16 protein-coding genes are annotated in these 16,658 nt (G+C 70.6%); 8 read left to right on the top strand and 8 right to left on the bottom strand.

Going from position 1 to position 16,658, the window contains the following annotated elements; all coding sequences use genetic code 11:
- Nucleotides 1–25 precede the first annotated feature (25 nt).
- The 5 genes from FREUN1FDRAFT_RS12065 to FREUN1FDRAFT_RS12045 all read left to right on the top strand — a co-directional run bounded on the left by FREUN1FDRAFT_RS12065 (nucleotide 26) and on the right by FREUN1FDRAFT_RS12045 (nucleotide 5,476).
- Nucleotides 26–709, top strand: coding sequence for a response regulator transcription factor (locus FREUN1FDRAFT_RS12065; RefSeq protein ID WP_006540321.1), 684 nt, complete (start codon nucleotides 26–28; stop codon nucleotides 707–709).
- 226 nt (nucleotides 710–935) lie between these two features.
- Nucleotides 936–1,772 (top strand): undecaprenyl-diphosphate phosphatase, encoded by an 837-nt coding sequence (locus tag FREUN1FDRAFT_RS12060; RefSeq protein WP_006540320.1) that lies wholly within the window; start codon nucleotides 936–938, stop codon nucleotides 1,770–1,772.
- Nucleotides 1,773–1,850: 78 nt separating this feature from the next.
- Nucleotides 1,851–3,380 carry an ATP-binding protein gene (locus FREUN1FDRAFT_RS12055; RefSeq protein WP_006540319.1) on the top strand — a complete coding sequence of 510 codons (1,530 nt, stop codon included), beginning with the start codon at nucleotides 1,851–1,853 and terminating at the stop codon, nucleotides 3,378–3,380.
- A 280-nt stretch (nucleotides 3,381–3,660) separates the two neighbouring features.
- Nucleotides 3,661–4,380, top strand: coding sequence for a phosphatase PAP2 family protein (locus FREUN1FDRAFT_RS12050; RefSeq protein ID WP_006540318.1), 720 nt, complete (start codon nucleotides 3,661–3,663; stop codon nucleotides 4,378–4,380).
- 307 nt (nucleotides 4,381–4,687) lie between these two features.
- Complete coding sequence (locus FREUN1FDRAFT_RS12045) at nucleotides 4,688–5,476, top strand: membrane protein (protein WP_035951360.1); 789 nt, start codon at nucleotides 4,688–4,690, stop codon at nucleotides 5,474–5,476.
- Nucleotides 5,477–5,537: 61 nt separating this feature from the next.
- Here the strand turns inward: FREUN1FDRAFT_RS12045 and FREUN1FDRAFT_RS12040 are convergent, their stop codons facing one another.
- The 4 genes from FREUN1FDRAFT_RS12040 to FREUN1FDRAFT_RS12025 form a co-directional block, all read right to left on the bottom strand.
- On the bottom strand, nucleotides 5,538–6,119 hold the full coding sequence (locus FREUN1FDRAFT_RS12040) for an AbrB family transcriptional regulator (RefSeq protein WP_232295151.1): 582 nt from the start codon (nucleotides 6,117–6,119) through the stop codon (nucleotides 5,538–5,540).
- 143 nt (nucleotides 6,120–6,262) lie between these two features.
- A complete protein-coding gene (locus FREUN1FDRAFT_RS12035) occupies nucleotides 6,263–6,949 on the bottom strand; it encodes a VTT domain-containing protein (RefSeq protein WP_006540315.1) in 687 nt (228 codons plus the stop codon).
- 187 nt (nucleotides 6,950–7,136) lie between these two features.
- On the bottom strand, nucleotides 7,137–8,060 hold the full coding sequence (locus tag FREUN1FDRAFT_RS12030) for a M56 family metallopeptidase (RefSeq protein ID WP_006540314.1): 924 nt from the start codon (nucleotides 8,058–8,060) through the stop codon (nucleotides 7,137–7,139).
- The gene (locus FREUN1FDRAFT_RS12025) at nucleotides 8,057–8,485 is read right to left on the bottom strand and encodes a BlaI/MecI/CopY family transcriptional regulator (protein ID WP_006540313.1); all 429 of its coding nucleotides are present in this window, start codon (nucleotides 8,483–8,485) and stop codon (nucleotides 8,057–8,059) included. Before FREUN1FDRAFT_RS12025 ends, FREUN1FDRAFT_RS12030 begins: the two co-directional genes overlap by 4 nt.
- A 226-nt stretch (nucleotides 8,486–8,711) precedes the next feature.
- Here FREUN1FDRAFT_RS12025 and efeU point away from each other — a divergent pair, with 226 nt between their 5' ends.
- The 3 genes from efeU to efeB all read left to right on the top strand — a co-directional run bounded on the left by efeU (nucleotide 8,712) and on the right by efeB (nucleotide 12,317).
- On the top strand, nucleotides 8,712–9,650 hold the full coding sequence (gene efeU / locus FREUN1FDRAFT_RS12020) for an iron uptake transporter permease EfeU (RefSeq protein ID WP_006540312.1): 939 nt from the start codon (nucleotides 8,712–8,714) through the stop codon (nucleotides 9,648–9,650).
- 211 nt (nucleotides 9,651–9,861) lie between these two features.
- Nucleotides 9,862–10,917: an iron uptake system protein EfeO gene (gene efeO / locus FREUN1FDRAFT_RS12015; protein ID WP_006540311.1), complete on the top strand. Its 1,056-nt coding sequence runs from the start codon at nucleotides 9,862–9,864 to the stop codon at nucleotides 10,915–10,917.
- The gene (efeB, locus tag FREUN1FDRAFT_RS12010) at nucleotides 10,914–12,317 is read left to right on the top strand and encodes an iron uptake transporter deferrochelatase/peroxidase subunit (protein WP_006540310.1); all 1,404 of its coding nucleotides are present in this window, start codon (nucleotides 10,914–10,916) and stop codon (nucleotides 12,315–12,317) included. Before efeO ends, efeB begins: the two co-directional genes overlap by 4 nt.
- A gap of 187 nt (nucleotides 12,318–12,504) precedes the next feature.
- On the opposite strand, the gene FREUN1FDRAFT_RS12005 is transcribed toward efeB, so the two are convergent.
- The 4 genes from FREUN1FDRAFT_RS12005 to FREUN1FDRAFT_RS11990 all read right to left on the bottom strand — a co-directional run bounded on the left by FREUN1FDRAFT_RS12005 (nucleotide 12,505) and on the right by FREUN1FDRAFT_RS11990 (nucleotide 16,286).
- Nucleotides 12,505–13,110, bottom strand: a complete 606-nt coding sequence (locus FREUN1FDRAFT_RS12005; protein WP_006540309.1) for a TIGR03086 family metal-binding protein — start codon at nucleotides 13,108–13,110, stop codon at nucleotides 12,505–12,507.
- A gap of 33 nt (nucleotides 13,111–13,143) precedes the next feature.
- Nucleotides 13,144–13,650, bottom strand: coding sequence for an SRPBCC domain-containing protein (locus tag FREUN1FDRAFT_RS12000; RefSeq protein WP_006540308.1), 507 nt, complete (start codon nucleotides 13,648–13,650; stop codon nucleotides 13,144–13,146).
- Between the two features lie 16 nt (nucleotides 13,651–13,666).
- The gene (locus FREUN1FDRAFT_RS11995; RefSeq protein ID WP_035951359.1) at nucleotides 13,667–14,032 is read right to left on the bottom strand and encodes a metalloregulator ArsR/SmtB family transcription factor; all 366 of its coding nucleotides are present in this window, start codon (nucleotides 14,030–14,032) and stop codon (nucleotides 13,667–13,669) included.
- Between the two features lie 232 nt (nucleotides 14,033–14,264).
- Nucleotides 14,265–16,286: a WD40 repeat domain-containing serine/threonine protein kinase gene (locus tag FREUN1FDRAFT_RS11990; RefSeq protein ID WP_006540306.1), complete on the bottom strand. Its 2,022-nt coding sequence runs from the start codon at nucleotides 16,284–16,286 to the stop codon at nucleotides 14,265–14,267.
- Nucleotides 16,287–16,658 lie beyond the last annotated feature (372 nt).

Genomic DNA, 16,658 nt, shown 5'->3' with positions numbered 1-16,658 from the left:
ATCCGAGGCGACCTATCGTTCGGTCATGCGGGTGCTTGTGGTGGAGGACGAGACACGCACCGCCGCGCTGCTGCGCCGGGGCCTGGCGGAGGAGGGGTTCGCGGTCGACGTCGTCGCGGACGGCGCCGACGCCGTGTGGCAGGCCACCGAGATCACCTACGACGTGATCGTGCTCGATCTGATGCTGCCGAGCCTCGACGGGTTCGAGGTCTGCCGGCGGCTGCGCGCCGCGGGGCGCTGGTCCCCGGTGCTCATGCTCTCGGCCCGCGGCGCCGTGACGGACCGCGTCCGCGGGCTCGATGTGGGCGCCGACGACTACCTGCCCAAACCGTTCAGCTTCGACGAGCTGTCCGCCCGCATCCGGGCCCTGATCCGCCGCGGTGCCCACGAGCGCCCCGTCGTCCTGGAGGTCGACGGGCTGCGCCTGGACCCGGCCGGGCGCACCGTGAGCCGCGACGGGGTCCCCCTGGATCTGTCGCCGAAGGAGTTCGCGCTGCTGGAATACCTGATGCGCCACCCCGGTGAGGCGCTGCGCCGCACCGCCATCCTCGAACACGTCTGGGACTTCGCCTACGACGGAACCTCCAACGTGGTCGACCAGTACGTCGCCTACCTCCGTCGCAAGATCGACAAGCCCTTCGGCACCTCGCAGCTGGAGACGGTGCGCGGGGCCGGCTACCGACTGCGGACCAGCGCCCGGACGGACTGACCGGAACCAGCGCCCGCACGGACTGACCGGAACCGGCGCGCGGACGGCCCGGCCGGGGGCCGGCGCCCATCCCGGCGGGCCGGGACGAATCAAATCAGCCTCACATGATCCCGGGCCTAACGTGCATCTCCGTGCCACCGCGCGGCTCACGGCTCACGGCTCGCCGCTCGTGACCAGCTCGTGACCAGCTCGTGACCGCGGCCGAATCAGTCAGGGAAGGCGATCAGTGAGTGCCATCAGTGTCGGGCAGGCCCTGGTTCTCGGTGTCGTCGAGGGCGTGACGGAGTTCCTTCCGATCTCTTCCACCGGTCACCTCAAGATCGCCGAGGGGATCATGGGTCTTCCCGTGGACGACCAGTCGGTCGTCGCGTTCACGGCGGTCATCCAGGTGGGCGCGATCGGGGCCGTGCTGGTCTACTTCTTCAGCGACATCCGCCGCCTGGCGACCGCCTGGGCGCGTGGCCTGACCGACCGGGAGCTGCGCCAGCATCACGAGTTCCGGTTCGCCTGCTGGATCTTCTACGCGACGCTGCCGGTGGTCGCCGTCGGGCTGGCCGCCAAGTCACTGATCGACGGGCCGCTGGCCTCACTGTGGATTGTCGCGGGTTCGCTGCTCGCCGGAAGTGCCTTCATGTGGTTCGCCGACCGGTTCGGCCGGCGCAAACGGGGCGAGGACGACATCGATCTCACCGATGCCATGACCGTGGGGTCGTCCCAGATCCTGGCCCTGCTCTTTCCCGGGTTCTCCCGTTCCGGGGCGACGATGTCCACGGCGCTGGTCCGCGACCTGGACCGGGTGGCGGCCACCCGGCTGTCCTTCTTCCTGTCGATTCCGGCGCTGACCGGCGCCGGGCTGTACGAGCTGAAGGACGCGGTCGGCGGCGGTGTCTCCGTACTGCCGCTGGTGGTCGGCACCGTGGTCTCCTTCGCCGTCGCCTACGCCTCCATCGCCTGGCTGCTGCGGTATGTGGCCCGGCATTCGTTCGACGTCTTCGTCGCCTACCGGATCGTGGTCGGGCTGGCCCTGTTCGGGCTGCTGGCCACCGGCGCGCTGGCCGCGTGAGCGCCCGCTGCCCTGGTCATCATCGTGGGAAGCCGGTGTTCCGCCGGACACCAGAAGATCACAGAGGAAGCGTCGTTCGTGCCACTGCGAGTGAGACTGACCCTGCTGTTCGCGCTCGGAACCTCGCTCGTGCTCGTCGCCGCCGGCGTGCTCTTCTACCTGCTGCTGCGCAATGACCTGCAGAACTCCGTCGACGCCAGCCTGCGCACGCGCTTCTCGATCCTCGCCGCCCAGCTCCCGGAGGCGTCCGATCCGGAGGCGGAGCTGAAGGAGGCCGGCGCCGGGCCCGCTCAGCTCCTGCGCGCGGACGGCACCGTCATCGCCTCGACCGACGTCGCGGGTTCGGCGCCGCTGCTCGACCGGGACCAGGTGGCGGCTGCCCGCACGGGCATGACCTCGCTCACGCTCGAGATGGAGCAGCGCCGGGGAACGGACACCGAAGAGCAGGACGTGCGCGCACTTGCCGGGCCGCTGCCCTCCGCACCGCTGCCCTCCGCACCGCTGCCCACCGCACCGCCGCGGACCACGCCGCGGCAGACCGTTCTGGTGGTGGCGACGGAGACCGACCTCGTGGACGCCGCCGAGGACCGGATCCGCAACATCATGATCGCGGCGATGGCGCCGACGGTGGCCCTCGCCGGGCTCGCGGCCTGGCTCCTCTCGGGCGCGGCGCTGCGCCCCGTCGACCGCATGCGCCGGCAGACCGCCGCCATCAGCGAGTCCGACAGCGCCGCCGAGCTGGACGTCCCCGCCACCCGGGACGAGATCGCGGCCCTGGCGACCACGATGAACGACCTGCTGCGCCGGCTGAACGCCGCCCGCGCCCGCGACCGGGCCTTCGTCGCCGACGCCGGGCACGAACTGCGCACCCCGCTGACGAACCTCAAGGCCGAGCTCGACCTCGCCGGGCGCCCCGGCCGCACCCGTGACGACCTCGTCGAAGCCGTCGGTAACGCCGCCGAGGAGACCGACCGCCTGATCCGGCTCGCCGAATCCATGCTCACGCTCGCCCGGATGGACAGCGGCATCGTCATCCCGCGGCGGCTGTCCGTCGGAGACCTGCTCGACCGCGCCAGCCGGGCCGCGGCCGGCCACGCGCAGACCAGGGACGTCACGATCCGAACGGACGCCGACCGCACCCTGACCGTCGACGCGGAGCCCGACCTGCTGCGCCAGGCCGTCGACAACCTCCTGGCCAACGCCATCCGCCACGCTCCACCCGGCACCGCCGTGGAGGTACGGGCCCACCCGGCCGAGGGCGGGGCGGCCGTCGCCGTGCAGGTCCGCGACCACGGCCCGGGCTTTCCCCCCGACTTCCTCCCACACGCCTTCGAACGTTTCCGCCGGTCCGACAGCGCCCGCACCCGGGATCACGGAGGGACGGGCCTGGGGCTCGCCATCGTCGCCGCGACCGCCCACGCACACCACGGGACCGCCACGGCCAGCAACCATCCCGACGGCGGCGCCGTCGTCGCCGTCACCCTCCCGACCAGCCAGCCCCCCGACGTCGGGATCCCCGACTCCGGGACCCTCGACTCCGGGACCCTCGACTCCGGGACCCTCGACCCCGGGACCGACGACCCCGAGACCGACGAGAGCTCCGCCTGACCATGCCCGCGATGCCGGCGCGTGACCGGATCCGCCTGGGCGGGCCGCACCCGTCCCGGTCAGGCCCCTGCCCGCTCCTTCAGGCGGGATTCAGCCGCCACGCGCAACCCTGACCGGCGTGCGAATTCTCGTGGTGGATGACGACCCGAGCCTGGTGCGTGCGCTGAAGGAGGGTGCGGGGAGGCCAGTGGCGCGTGTCTCAAATCGTGCGCACATGTCGGCGGTGGCACTCTTCGGTCGAGTGTGTTGGTCACGCCCGAACCGATCGAGGGAGCCGTTGGTGGGCTCGGCATCTGATCTGCCGGCGGGTGCGCCCGGGCCGCGGCGCAGCCGCGCCGAGACCGCCAGCCGCCTGGTCGCTGGCCTGTCGGGTCTCCTGCTGACAGGGCTGTTGTGCGCGGTCGTCGTCAGAAACGGAAGGCCGTTCCCGCTTGACTCCGGGTGGCACCGCTGGGTGCTGGATCACCGGAGCGCCGAATTGTCCGACGTCGCCGTCGCGGTCACCAACACCGGCGCTGGTGCCTGCGCGTACGTTCTCGCCGCGGTCGCGGGCGCGGTCGCGGTGGGACGGCGCGGGCGCTGGTGGCTGGGCGCTGGCGTCGGGTTCGCGGCGTTGCTGACGGGTCAGCTGCTCCGGACGTCCCTGGCGACCATTGTCGGCAGGGCACGGCCACCGGTGGCGGACTGGGTGACTCACCCGTCGGGTTTCGCCTTCCCGTCCGGGCATACGACCACGTCGGCGCTGGTCGCCGCGGGGCTTGCCGCGGTGCTGTACCGCCGGGCGCGGCATCCCGCCGTACGGGTCGCGGCTGTCGCCATACCGGGCCTGTGGGCGTTCGCCGTAGGGGCCACCCGGATCCTTCTCGGGGTGCACTGGCCGACCGATGTCCTCGCCGGATGGCTTCTGGCGGGTGTTCTGGCCGGTGTGTTCCTGCCGCCGCTGGCCGCCCTGCTCGGATGGATCGGGCGGGACCGGAACAACCCGTATAACGGCGCTTAATCCGTGACCGGCCAAATGGTTACGAGGATCAGGCGGGGGTGATTCAACCGCCTTCTGAAGCCCGCCCGGAGGGGGCTTCTCTCACATCGTTTCCACATGCTGTCGCAGCTATTTTTCGGCCACGCGCGTGCCGGGCGACGACACCGGAATCCAAACCGTTCCGTCGCCCCTACGTGAGGTATTTAGACCTGAATCGCCCCAGGGAGGCGGAGTGGTAAAAGGTGGCGTAGTCGAAGAATTCCGAGCGGCCGACGGTGGCAGTTACGCGCTGAAAAAGCTGCCGGAGATCACGCTGGCGTTCTGGGTTATGAAGATCGCGGCGACGACCCTCGGTGAGACCGCGGGAGACCTGCTCGCGCAAACCCTGCGGCTCGGGTATTTTCTGACCACAGTCGTACTTCTCCTGGTCTTCGTGACGACCCTTGCCGTCCAGCTGGGATCGCGGGCGTACAACCCGTTCTTCTACTGGGCGGTCATCCTGTCCACCAGCACCGCCGGCACGACCATCTCCGACTTCATGAACCGCGACGCGAGCGGGAAGTACCTGGCCACGGGGACCGGCTCGTTGGGCTGGGGGCCGCAGGGGCTCGGCCTGGGCTACCCGGTCGGCGCGGCGATCCTGATCTCGCTTCTGATCGCCGTGTTCGCGGTCTGGAAGCAGACCGGGCTGACGTTCGCGATCCGCGACATCAACACGCTGCGCGGTGAAGGCCTCTTCTGGTCGGCGATTCTCGTGTCGAACACGCTCGGAACCTCGATGGGTGACTTCCTGGCGGACAGCTCGGGCCTCGGCTACGCGGGGAGCGCACTGCTCATCCTCGGGCTGCTCGGTCTGCTGCTCGCGCTCAGATATGTCCCTGCGGCGTCGAACGTGCTGTTGTTCTGGCTCGCCTTCGTGCTCACCCGCCCGCTCGGCGCCACGGTCGGCGACTTCCTCACGAAACCGGTCGCCAAGGGCGGGCTCGCTCTCGGCACCCTCGGGTCGTCGGCAGTCCTGCTCGCGCTCCTGTTCGGCATGGTGGGGTTCGCTCATACCCGGGAGAAGCGCCGGGTCGCGGTGCCCGGCGCCGGTGTGGTGTCGGTCAGCTCATCCTGACCCGCCCCCGAGTCCTCGGCGGCAGGCCCGTGCCGCCGGCCTGGCCCCGGCGCGGCGATCCTCACCCGGCCAGGGCATCGGTGCTTTCGTCGGTGTGCCGGGCTGGCCGCCGAGCCGGCCGCCGGGTCGCCCAACCGATGATCACTGGGGTGGGGAGCGCGACGAGGAACAGCCGCAGGCTCTGCACGACGGCGACGACGGGAACGTTGGTGTGGTTGGACGCGGCGGTCGCGAGGACGGCGTTGATGCCGCCGGGGGTGGTGGCGAGGTATGCCTCCAGGAAGGGCACGCCGGCCAGGTCGGCCAGGATCCACGCGAATCCGGCGCAGACCAGGCAGACCAGCACGATGCCGCTGAGCAGGTGGGGCGCGAGGCGTCCGGCATGCCGCACGGCCGGGCCGGTGAAGCGCAGGCCGACCTCGAGTCCCACCAGGACCCAGACGACGTCCTGGAGTGGCCCCGAGGGAGCGAACCCGGGGGCGATACCGGTGGCCAGCACGGCTGCGGCCACCAGCATCGGCCCGAGCAGCGACGGCGTCGGCAGCCGGCAGCCGCGCCCGACACGGCTGCCGGCCGCGCAGATGAACAGCAGGGTGGCCAGGCCATCGGGACAAGTGGGGCACGGCGTCGCTTGGCAATCCACAAGAAGTGAGGATTTCGGTTGTTTCAGTAGCCGAAATCCTTACTTCTTGCTTTGAAGTGGCGGCGGCGGCGGCAGCGGCAGCGGTGGCGGCGGGAGCTCGAGGCGCGGGGATTCTGCGACGAGATCTAGATCGCGGAGAACGGTCACCCTGCGTCGCCGCGAACGGCGTGTTCCTGAGATTCTGGGCGTGCCGCCGCGGCCTTCTTGCGGTGGGCCCGGAAAACCTCTGCCAGGACAGGGACGACCGAGATCAGCACGATGAGGAGCAGGATCGCCTCGACGTTCTGCCGAATGAAGTCGATCTTACCGAGAAAGAATCCGAGGATCGTGACGCCGCAGCCCCACAGAGTGGCGCCGACGATGTTGTAGACGACGAAGATCCGGTAGTGCATGGCGCTGACACCCGCGATGACCGGGGTGAACGTCCGCACGATGGGGACGAATCGAGCCAGGACGATCGACCGCGGGCCGTGTTTCTCGAAGAACGCGTGTGCCTGGTCGACGTGCTCCTGGCGGAACAGGCGGGAGTCCGGGCGGCGGAAGAGCGCGGGGCCGGCCTTCCGGCCGAAGAGATAGCCGACCTGGTCACCCAGGGCCGCGGCGGTGCCGACGAGGGCACAGGCGAGCCACAGCGGCGTGGACACCTCGTCCCGGGAGATCAGCAGGCCGAGGGTGAACAACAGCGAGTCTCCGGGCAGGAAGAAGCCGACCAGCAGCCCGGACTCGGCGAAGACCACGAGCAGGACAACGACCAGGCCGCCCTTGGCCAGGCTGTCCGCACTGATGAAGTCCGGCCCCAGGGCCAGCGTGTTCGATGCGAAGCCGGTCACTGCCGAGGGCCTCCCGCGCGTCCGGCGACGGGGCCGGGTACCCGTCGATCCGTGACAGCACGGTAGGTCGGTGACGATGTGAGTTCGGTGTGAGCACGCGCCGCCGTGAGGGCTGTGCCGCGAGGGTTGTGCCGCGGGTGGCTGTGCCGACGGGTGGCTGGTGCCGTCGTGAGGCTGTGCCGTCGGGTCAGCCGCCCGTTGCGGCCTCGGAGATCTCGACGATGCCGTGGAGGTAGAGGACGACCGCGACCGTGCTGGCCCAGCACACCAGGGTCGCGACCGCGAGCAGAACACCCGCCCAGGTCCGGCGGGCCGGCGGCTCGAGAAGGTCCTGGACCCGGTCGACGACGTGGCCGTGGGCGGCACCGAGCAGGTGGGGCGGCACCGCGGGTCGGGCGAGCGCGGCCAGGCCCAGCGCCTGGGCCACGGTCGACGGGTCGCCCACCGCGCGGACCGCGGCGGCGTCGGCCCACCGCTCGATCGCGTGGTCGACGGCGCGGGTCACCATCGCCGTCGGGGGACTGGCCGCGGCGGCGAGGCGGGTCAGCTGTGCGTAGCGGTGGTGATGATGACGCAGGTGGGCCTGCTCGTGGGCGAGCAGCGCCCGGCGTTGCGGGCCGCTCAGCAGGCGCAGCATGCCGGTGGAGACGACGACCCGGCGGTGGCGGCCCGGAACCGCATAGGCGTGCGCGTCGTCGTCGTCGACGACAGCCAGTTCGCCGACGGCGGGAAACGCTCTGACCGCGGCCGTGGTCCGGCATGCGGCCATCACCACCCGGATCAGGTGGACGCCGGCCCGACCGAGCAGGACGAGCGCCAGCGCGCCCACGGCCAGGCCGACCAGGCTCGGAACCGGCAGCATCGTGCGCAGGACCGGGATGGACCAGTCGCTCGGGTGCGCGTTGGGGAAGACGGCGACGGTACTGAGATAGGCCGAGTACGACAGCCCGGTCTCGGTGGCCAGCGACACCGTCACCGCGAAGGTCGTGAGAAGCACGGTCGCGGCCGCCGGCGGGAGCAGACGGGCCGCGCGCGGCGCGGCCAGACCGCCGACGATGCCGATCACGATCGGAATCATGATCAATCCGAACACGACGGCGATTCTGGTCACTGCGGCCTCTGTTCCTGCGCGTCGGATGCCGGCGAGGTCTGGTCGGGGCCGGGGTGGCGGGCGAGCAGGTCCCGCAGGATGCGTTCGGAGTCCTCGTCGAGGGTTCCGATGAACTGGGACAGCACCCTGGCGCGGTCCGTGCCGGCGTCGAGCAGCTTCTGCATCTGGCGGGCGGTGAGCCCGGCCTGGGTCTCCGACAGGTTGCCGACCAGCTGGTACGCGTAGGCGCGGCCCCGGGGGACGCGGGTCAGGGCCTGTTTCTCGTACAGGCGTCGGAGCGTCGTCAGGACTGTCGTGTAGGCCAGGTCATCGCCCAGCTCGGCCTGCACCTGGGCCGCGGTCAGCGGCCTGTCGGCGGCCGCGAGGCAGGCGACGACCTCGTTCTCCAGACCGCCGCTCGGGCGGGGATGAGCTCGGCCGGCCACTGATGCCTCCCGTCGCTTCTCACCCGCTGCCCGTCGACGCCGGTTTTGCCGCGCCTCCAGTCGATTGTGGCAGCGTGTTGCGCGGGGACGTCGCCCACTGTGGGCTCGTTGTGTCGACTCGACCCGATGGCGGGCGGAAAGCGAGCTTGCGTTTTCGGTGAACATTAGGTATGCCTTACCTCCACAACTATCGTCAGATAGTTGTTGATCTGGAGGATCGAGCGCCGTGTTCGCCAACTACCTGATCGGCCTGCGTGAGGGCCTTGAGGCCGCGCTGGTCGTGAGCATCCTGATCGCCTACCTGGTCAAGGTCGGCCGGCAGGACCGGCTGGTGCTCGTCGGCGGTGGCGTCGCCCTGGCGGTCGCCGTCAGCGTCTGCTTCGGGGCACTGTTGACCTACACGTCGACGACCCTGCTGGCGGACTTCAGAAGCCAGGAGATCTTCGGCGGCACGATGTCGGCGATCGCGGTCCTGTTCGTCACCTGGATGGTGTTCTGGATGCGCCGCACCGCCCGCGGCATGCGCGCCGAGCTGGACGGACGGCTCGCCTCGGCGCTGGAGCTCGGCGCGTTCGCCGTCGCCCTCACCGCCTTCCTCGCCGTGGCCCGGGAGGGGCTGGAGACGGCGTTGTTCTTCTGGTCGGCGGTGCAGGCCGCGGGGAGCACGACCACACCCGTGATCGGGTTCTCCCTGGGCATCGTCACCGCGGTCGTCCTGGCCTGGCTGCTGTACCGGCGGTCGGTCCGCCTGAACCTCGCCCGCTTCTTCACCTGGACCGGCGCCGGCCTGATCGTGATCGCCGCCGGCGTGCTGGCCTACGCGGTCCATGACCTGCAGGAAGGCGGCGTCATCGGCGGGCTGGGCACCCTCGCCTTCGACGTCAGCGACCAGATCTCACCCGGCTCCTGGTACGGGGCGCTGCTCAAGGGCGTCCTCAACTTCACCCCGCAGACCACCGTCGCCCAGGCGATCGCCTGGACCGCCTACCTCGTCCCCGTCATGGCCGTCTTCTTCCTCGGCCATCGGCTCCGCTCCGGTCAGCCGAGCCAGTCCGGCCAGCCGAGCCAGTCCGGCCAGCCGAGCCAGTCCGGCCAGCCGAGCCAGTCCGGCCAGCCTGGCCAGCCGGGCCAGGCGCCGCCCATCCCGTCGGGATCGACCAGCTGACGGCACCGTCGGCAGCCGCCGCCGCGGTCCGCCTCCGACCGATCCTTCGCACCGCCCAGAACCCCTGAGGAGAACCAGTGAAATCGCCTGTCAGCCGTGTCCTGAGCCTGGCCTGTCCCGTCGTCCTGGCCGCGACACTGGCCGCGGCCTGCTCCTCGGACGAGACGGCCAGCCCCGCCTCGTCCGGGGGGCCGGCGCCGGCGGGGGACCGGTGGCGGTCAAGGCGGGCGACAAGAACTGCGAGGTGGCCAGCGTGGAACTGGCCGCGGGCCGGCACACCTTCGCGGTCACCAACACCGCGTCGCAGGTCACCGAGGTGTACGTCTACGCGGCCGGCGACCGGATCATGGGCGAGGTGGAGAACGTCGGCCCGTCGACGAAGCGCAATCTGATCGTCGACCTGCCAGCCGGCGAGTACCAGGTGGCCTGCAAGCCCGGGATGGTCGGCGACGGCATTCGCACCGCGCTCAAGGTCACCGGCAAGGCCGCGCCTCCGCAGACGCTCGACCAGAACCTGCAGACCGCGGTCACCTCGTACCAGACCTACGTCGAGTCCGAGACCCAGGCGCTGGTCGACACCACCGCGACCTTCGTCGCGGCGATCAGCTCGGGTGACCTGGCCAAGGCGAAGGAGGCCTACCCGGCCGTGCGCCTGCACTACGAGCGGATCGAGCCGATCGCGGAGTCCTTCGGTGACCTCGACCCGCTCATCGACATGCGGATCGACGATGCCACCCCCGAGACGCCGTTCGTCGGGTTCCACGCGATCGAGCAGAAGCTCTTCGAGCAGAAGACCCTGGACGCGACGCAGCCGCTCGCGACCGCGCTGAGCACGAACGTGGGCAAGCTCAACGAACTGGTCAAGACGGTCGAGCTCACCCCTCTGGTGATGGCCAACGGGGCGAAGTCGCTGCTGGACGAGGTCGCCGCGTCCAAGGTCACCGGCGAGGAGGAGCGGTACTCCCGCATCGACCTCGTCGACTTCGCCGGCAACGTCGACGGCGCCAAGTACGTCTACAGCGCGCTGCGCCCGGCCCTGCAGGAGAAGGACCCCGAGCTGGTGTCCACCCTCGACAAGCGTTTCCCGGCGCTGGTGGGCCTGCTCGACACCCACCTGGCCAAGCCGGGAGACAACGGCTACATCCCCGGCAGCCCGTACGTCTCCTACGACACCCTCACCCCGGAGCAGGTGAAGGCCCTCGCCGTCGAGGTCGACGCGATCTCGGAGCCGATCGGCCAGATCGCGGGAGTCGTGACCAGCAAGTGAGCACCTCACCCGACCCCGGCGGCCCGCACGGCCGCGAAAGTCAGCCAGCACCGGACTCGGCGCCGGCGTCAGCGTCGGCGGCGTCAGCGCCGGCTCCGGACTCGGCGCCGGCTCCGGCGCCCGCGTCGCGCGGCTTCAGCCGTCGCCGCGTCGTCGGACTCCTCGGCGGCGCCGCGGTCGTCAGCGCGGGTGTGGGTGCCGGTGGCACCGCCGCCGCCTTCGCCGTCTCCACCACGGACGACGGGTCACCGGAGTCGGGCCAGACGGTGCCGTTCTTCGGCGCGAACCAGGCCGGCATCGTCACCCCGGTTCAGGACCGGCTGCACTTCGCCGCCTTCGACCTCGGCGCGACGGCCACCCGCGAGGACCTGATCGCGCTGCTCACCGCCTGGACGAACGCGGCCACCCACCTGACCGTCGGGACGGATGTCGGCACCGGCGCGGTGACCGGCGAGCCAGGCGCACCGCCGGACGACACCGGGGAGGCGCTGGGGCTGTCGGCCGCCCGGCTGACCCTCACGTTCGGCTTCGGCACCAGCCTGTTCACGGACGCCACCGGCAAGGACCGCTTCGGGCTCGCCGCCTCACGTCCGCCGCAGCTCGCCGACCTGCCCGCCTTTCCGGGCGACGCGCTCAACCCGGCCCTGTGCGGTGGCGACCTGTGCGTGCAGGCCTGCGCCGACGACCCCCAGGTCGCCGTGCACGCCATCCGCAACCTGGCCCGGCTCGCCCGTGGCACCGCCTCGGTGCGCTACTCCCAGCTGGGGTTCGGCCGCACCAGCTCCACCTCGAACGCCCAGGTCACCCCGCGCAACATGATGGGTTTCAAGGACGGCACGGCCAACATCAGGGCCGAGGACACGGCCATCATGAACGCCCAGGTCTGGGTTCAGCCCGGCGACGGGCCGGCCTGGATGACCGGCGGCAGCTATCTCGTCAGCCGCCGTATCCGCATGCTCATCGAGCCCTGGGACAGCACGCCGCTCACCGAACAGGAGCGGGTCATCGGCCGCGCCAAGGGAAGCGGCGCGCCGCCCGGAAAGAGCGACGAGTTCGACCCACTGGATTTCGGGGCCAAAGGTGCCGACGGTGAGCCGCTCATCGATCCCAACGCCCACGTCCGACTCGCCCACTCCTCCCATAACAACGGCGCCGTGATCCTGCGCCGCGGGTACTCGTTCACGAACGGCACCGACGACCTGGGCCGGCTCGATGCCGGGTTGTTCTTCATCGCCTACCAGCGCGACCCGCGCACCCAGTTCGTCACCATCCAGAAATCACTGGCCGGCAAGGCCAACGATGCCCTCAACGAATACATCCAGCATGTCGGCAGCGGACTGTTCGCCTGTCCGCCGGGCGTCCAGCCCGGAGAGTACCTGGGCCAGAAGCTTTTCGAATAGGCCTCCCAGCGACCAGGATCCTCAGGCCTCGTCTTGCTTGGTAGCTGTGCGCAGCTCGAATCGGTAGCTCGAAGACCTGAGGATTTCGGTCGTTCCAACAACCAAAATCCTCAAGCCTTGCTTGGCAGCGCTCCTGCGCCGCTGCGCGCGTGAGCCGGGACCCTGGACGTCCGCTGCTCAGGACGGCTCAGGACAGCTCGGGCCGCCAGTGCGGGTCGCGGCCGATGAACCCGAGCAGGCGGGTCTGGGCGTCGGCGCCCGCGGGCACGGCGACGGCTGGCCCGTACTGCCCGGATGACCGCAGGACGTCCTCCATCTGCGCCATTCCGTCGACGAGCTGGGCGCAGAAGGCGGGGTCGAGGCGGTCGTCCTGCCCGGTGGCCCGGGCGAGATCCCAGGTGTGCATGAAGACGTCGGCGGTGTAGATCATGTCGGTCGCGTTGGCGACCGACAGCTCACCCACGTGCGGGTTGCGCAGGATGTGGGCGGCGGTGGCCGGGTCGTCGAGGAGCCGCTGCACGCCGCCGGCATGCACCTGCCAGGCGCCTACCGGGTCTTCGTCGACGGACGGGCCGTGGGGCAGCGCCGGTCCGCCGCTGGCTTCGAGGAAGCCGGCGAACCATTCGCACAGGTGCCGGACCACGTCGCGCGCCGCCCAGCCGACGACCGGTGTGGGGGCGTCCCAGTCGCGCGCGCCGAGCACCCGGTCGGTGAAGATGCCCGCGATCAGCCGATGGCGTTCGGCGGGTGGGAGCCCGGCAGGTGAAACGGAGAGCGTGGAGTTCTCGGTCATGGATGTCGTCCCTTCGCCCGGCTGATTCCCCGTTCAGACGGTGCCCGAGGAGACCAGGGCGGCCAGCTTCGCGTAGCCCTGGTTGATGCCGGTCTCCATTCCGCTGCGCAGCCAGGCGTCGCGGCCCTCGAAACTGTCGACCAGCGACTGGGCGTGCAGCCGGGCCCGGCCGTCACCGAGATCCTCGAACCAGATCGTCTCCAGCGCCACACTGTCCGGCTCGCCCTCGAAGGTGAAGGTCTGGACGATCCGGTTCGGGCGGACGTCGTGGAAACAGCCGCGGAAACGGAAATCCAGGCCGTCGCGGCGCGCGACGTAGCGCCAGCTTCCGCCGTTGCTGGCATCCCAGTGCTCGACGGTGGTGACCATCCCGTCCGGCCCGACCCAGCGGGCGAACAGGTCGGGGTCGGTGTGTGCGCGGAACAGCTGCTCCGGCGTGGCGACGAAATCCCGGGTGAGCCGGATCAACGGCACGTTCGGGTCGGCCTCGATCCGGGTCGTCTCGATGGCGGTCGTGGCACTGCTGCTGGTGGTGCTCATCAGTCATTTCCCTTTCTCAGGCCGACTTCTCGCCGGCGATGTGGGACGGGTCGGCCGCCGCGGGGTCCTTCATCGCGGCGAGCACCGCGTCGAGGCGGCGGTAGCGCTGCTCGGCCTGGCGGCGGTAGCGCTCGATCCAGCCCGTCATCAGGTCGAGCACCTGTGCCTCCAGGTGGACGGGGCTGCGGTGGCCCGGGCCGGTGCGGCTGACCAGGCCCGCCTGTTCAAGGACCTTCAGGTGTTTCGAGACCGCCTGGATGCTCATGTCGTAGGGCGCGGCGAGCTCGCCGACGGTGGCATCGCCCGCCGTGAGCCGGGCGACGAGATCCCGCCGCGTCGGATCGGTGAGGGCTGAGAAAAGCCGTGACAGCTGATCCACCATCACCCCATCTATCCTCAACTGGTTGGTTGAGAATGAAGGTAGTGCAGGTGAGCAGCTACGTCAACCATCTGGTTGACGGGAGTGCCCCGGCAAAGGCGCGCAGGCGGACCGGCAGCCACCGGAGCGGCACGAGACGGACCGTCGGAGCCTCCGGGCGCGGGGCCCCAGCTCCGCGGTGGCCTCAGCTCCGCGGGGGGCTCAGCTCTGCGGGGGGCTCAGCTCTGCGGGGGGCTCAGCTCCGCCCGGTCGGGGCCGTCGTGGTGAACCTCGTCCAGAGGCGTACTGTTCCGTCCTCACTGGCGCTGGCGAGGATGTCGCCCTGCGGGCCGAACGCCACCGAGCGCACCCGGTCGGTGTGGCCGCGCAGTGGCTCGCCGAGGGGCTGGGGCGCGGCCGGATTGGTCGTGTGCCACAGGCGCACGACCTTGTCGAAGGCCGCGGCGGCGAGAATCTCCGCGACAGGTGAGAAGGCCATCGCGTTCACCCCGGCGCGCCCGCGGCCCCGCATCGGCTGGCTGAGCGACCGGGGATCGGCCGGATCGGCCACATCCCACAACGCCACCGTCGCCCTGCCGACCCTCGTGGCGCCGGCGCTCGCGCCGGCGAGGGTGTCGCGACGCCGGGAGAACGCCACCGCGTCCACCTGGCCGAACTGGTTGCCGAGCCGGTCGTGGATGAGCTGGGGGTTGGTCGGCTCGGTGAGATCCCACAGCCGAATCCTCTGGTCGGCCCCGCCGCTGGCGAGGATGCGCCCGCTGCGGGAGAACGCCAACGACCACACCGAGCCCTGGTGGCCCAGCAGCGGATCGCCGACGGGCCGCGGGGCAGTGGGATCGGTGACGTCCCACAGCCGGATCGCGGTGTCCCTGCTGCCGCTGGCGAGGATGCGCCCGTTCGGCGAGAACGCCACCGAGCTGACCAGGCCGGCGTGTTCGAGCGGTTGCCGGCCGGAAAGGCGCAGTGCTGTCGGGCCGGTCGGTCTCCACAGCTGGACCGTCCGGTCCGCGCCGGCGCTGGCCAGGATGCTGCCGCTCGGGGAGAAGGCCAGCGACAGGACGGTGCCGTCGTGGCCCTGCAGCGGCCCGCCGAGGGGCCGCGGGCTGACGGGGGCGGTGAGATCCCACAGCTGGATGCGCTGATCGGCGCCCGCGCTGGCGAGGATCTTCCCGCGCGGGGAGAACGCCACCGCGTGCACCGGCTTCTCGTGGCCGCGCAGCGGGGCTCCCAGGGCTCGCGGGTCAGAGCCGCGAGACGTGTCCGAACGGTTCGGGCGTGGGGGCCTGGCGGGGTTGGGCCCGGTGGGGCGAAGGATCTCGATCAGTTCAGGCAGGTCCGTCAGATGCAGTGGGAGGCCCGTGCGCGCCTTGTCGGCCCAGCCGGGGCCGTAGGCGTCGGTGGCGGCGTGGGCGAGGGCCAGGGCCAGCTCGGCGGCGCTGGAGTAGCGGTCGTCGGGCCTTCTCGCCAGGGTGCGCAGGACGACCCGGGCGATCCGGTCGTCCACGGCGCCCATCGCCGGCGGCTGGTTCCCGGCCCCGGTTTCCGGTCGCGCGATGTTCCCTTTGGGGCCGAACGGGAGCCGGCCGGTCAGGAGCTGGTAGAGCACGACACCGAGGGCATAGACGTCGGTCGCCGGGGTGAGCTTCCCCGCGGTGATCTGCTCGGGCGCCATGTAGGCCTGGGTGCCGACCACGTTGTCGGTGTGGACAGCCTGGCCCACATATGACTTCGCGAGCCCGAAGTCGCCGACCTTCAGCGTGTTGTCCTCCGCGAACATGATGTTCGCGGGCTTGATGTCGCGGTGCAGCAGTTTCTGGTGGGCGTGGTTCAGCCCGGCGGCGACCGCGAGCCCCACCGCGCACGACTGCTCGGGCGAGAGCCGCTCGCGCCGCCCGTTCAGGGTGGCGCCCGGAAGATATTCCATCACGACCACCTGCAGGTGGTGCTGCCCGAAGACCTGGCTGAACGAGTCGTATACCTGCACCACATGTGGATGATTTAGCTCAGCCAGTCGCTGCGCCTCGTCGGTCACGCCGAGAATTCCCTTGACGGCAACCCGGCGATTCAATTGTTTCTGGGTTGCCTCCAGCACCAGACCGTACCCACCCGAGCCCAGTTCGGGGCCCAGGACGATCTCGGGTCGCCGCGCTTTTACCGCAGCTGGTATCGCCGATCTGAGCCACCCGCGGCGCTGCTCTAAATTGGCGAGCAGGTAGTGGTTAGACCAGTTCGTCTCGTGGTCGTTCGCCCCCGTCATAGTGCAGCCATCATAGTGGCTGACCGGGCCCTGTCCGGGGCCCGCTCGGAGCCCGGCCGGAGCCTGTCCGGGGTGCTCGCGGGCCCGCCGGCCGGTTGATGCCGTGGTCTTCCGGTCCGTAGTCCGGTGGATTTCTCAAAGCGAGGGCAACCGTGGGTGGGGGTGTAGCGGGTGCGTGGTCGCCGGCTTCGCGGCGAGCCGTGGTTGCTATGAGGCAAAGGCGCTGCCTGCTGGTTCGGTTATAGACCGGGCTCGCGCCCCGACCTCGGCTGTGATTTGCCCGCGGTGTGCGGTACGTTCATTCCGAGAGTCGGTATACGGGTGTCGGGTGCATCGGCCCGAGCTGCGTTCGCCTGAGCTGCATCGGCCTGA

The organism is Parafrankia sp. EUN1f, from assembly GCF_000177675.1.
In the GTDB taxonomy this organism is placed as follows: domain Bacteria; phylum Actinomycetota; class Actinomycetes; order Frankiales; family Frankiaceae; genus Parafrankia.
This window is presented reverse-complemented; position numbering and strand designations above follow the sequence as displayed.

Excerpts from the sequence above, each read along its gene's own strand:
- FREUN1FDRAFT_RS12000 (WP_006540308.1), bottom strand. The coding sequence starts at position 13,650 with ATGAGCACCACCAGCAGCAGTGCCACGACCGCCATCGAGACGACCCGG.
- FREUN1FDRAFT_RS11990 (WP_006540306.1), bottom strand. The coding sequence starts at position 16,286 with ATGACGGGGGCGAACGACCACGAGACGAACTGGTCTAACCACTACCTG.
- FREUN1FDRAFT_RS11995 (WP_035951359.1), bottom strand. The coding sequence starts at position 14,032 with ATGGTGGATCAGCTGTCACGGCTTTTCTCAGCCCTCACCGATCCGACG.
- FREUN1FDRAFT_RS12065 (WP_006540321.1), top strand. The coding sequence starts at position 26 with ATGCGGGTGCTTGTGGTGGAGGACGAGACACGCACCGCCGCGCTGCTG.
- FREUN1FDRAFT_RS12045 (WP_035951360.1), top strand. The coding sequence starts at position 4,688 with ATGAAGATCGCGGCGACGACCCTCGGTGAGACCGCGGGAGACCTGCTC.
- FREUN1FDRAFT_RS12005 (WP_006540309.1), bottom strand. The coding sequence starts at position 13,110 with ATGACCGAGAACTCCACGCTCTCCGTTTCACCTGCCGGGCTCCCACCC.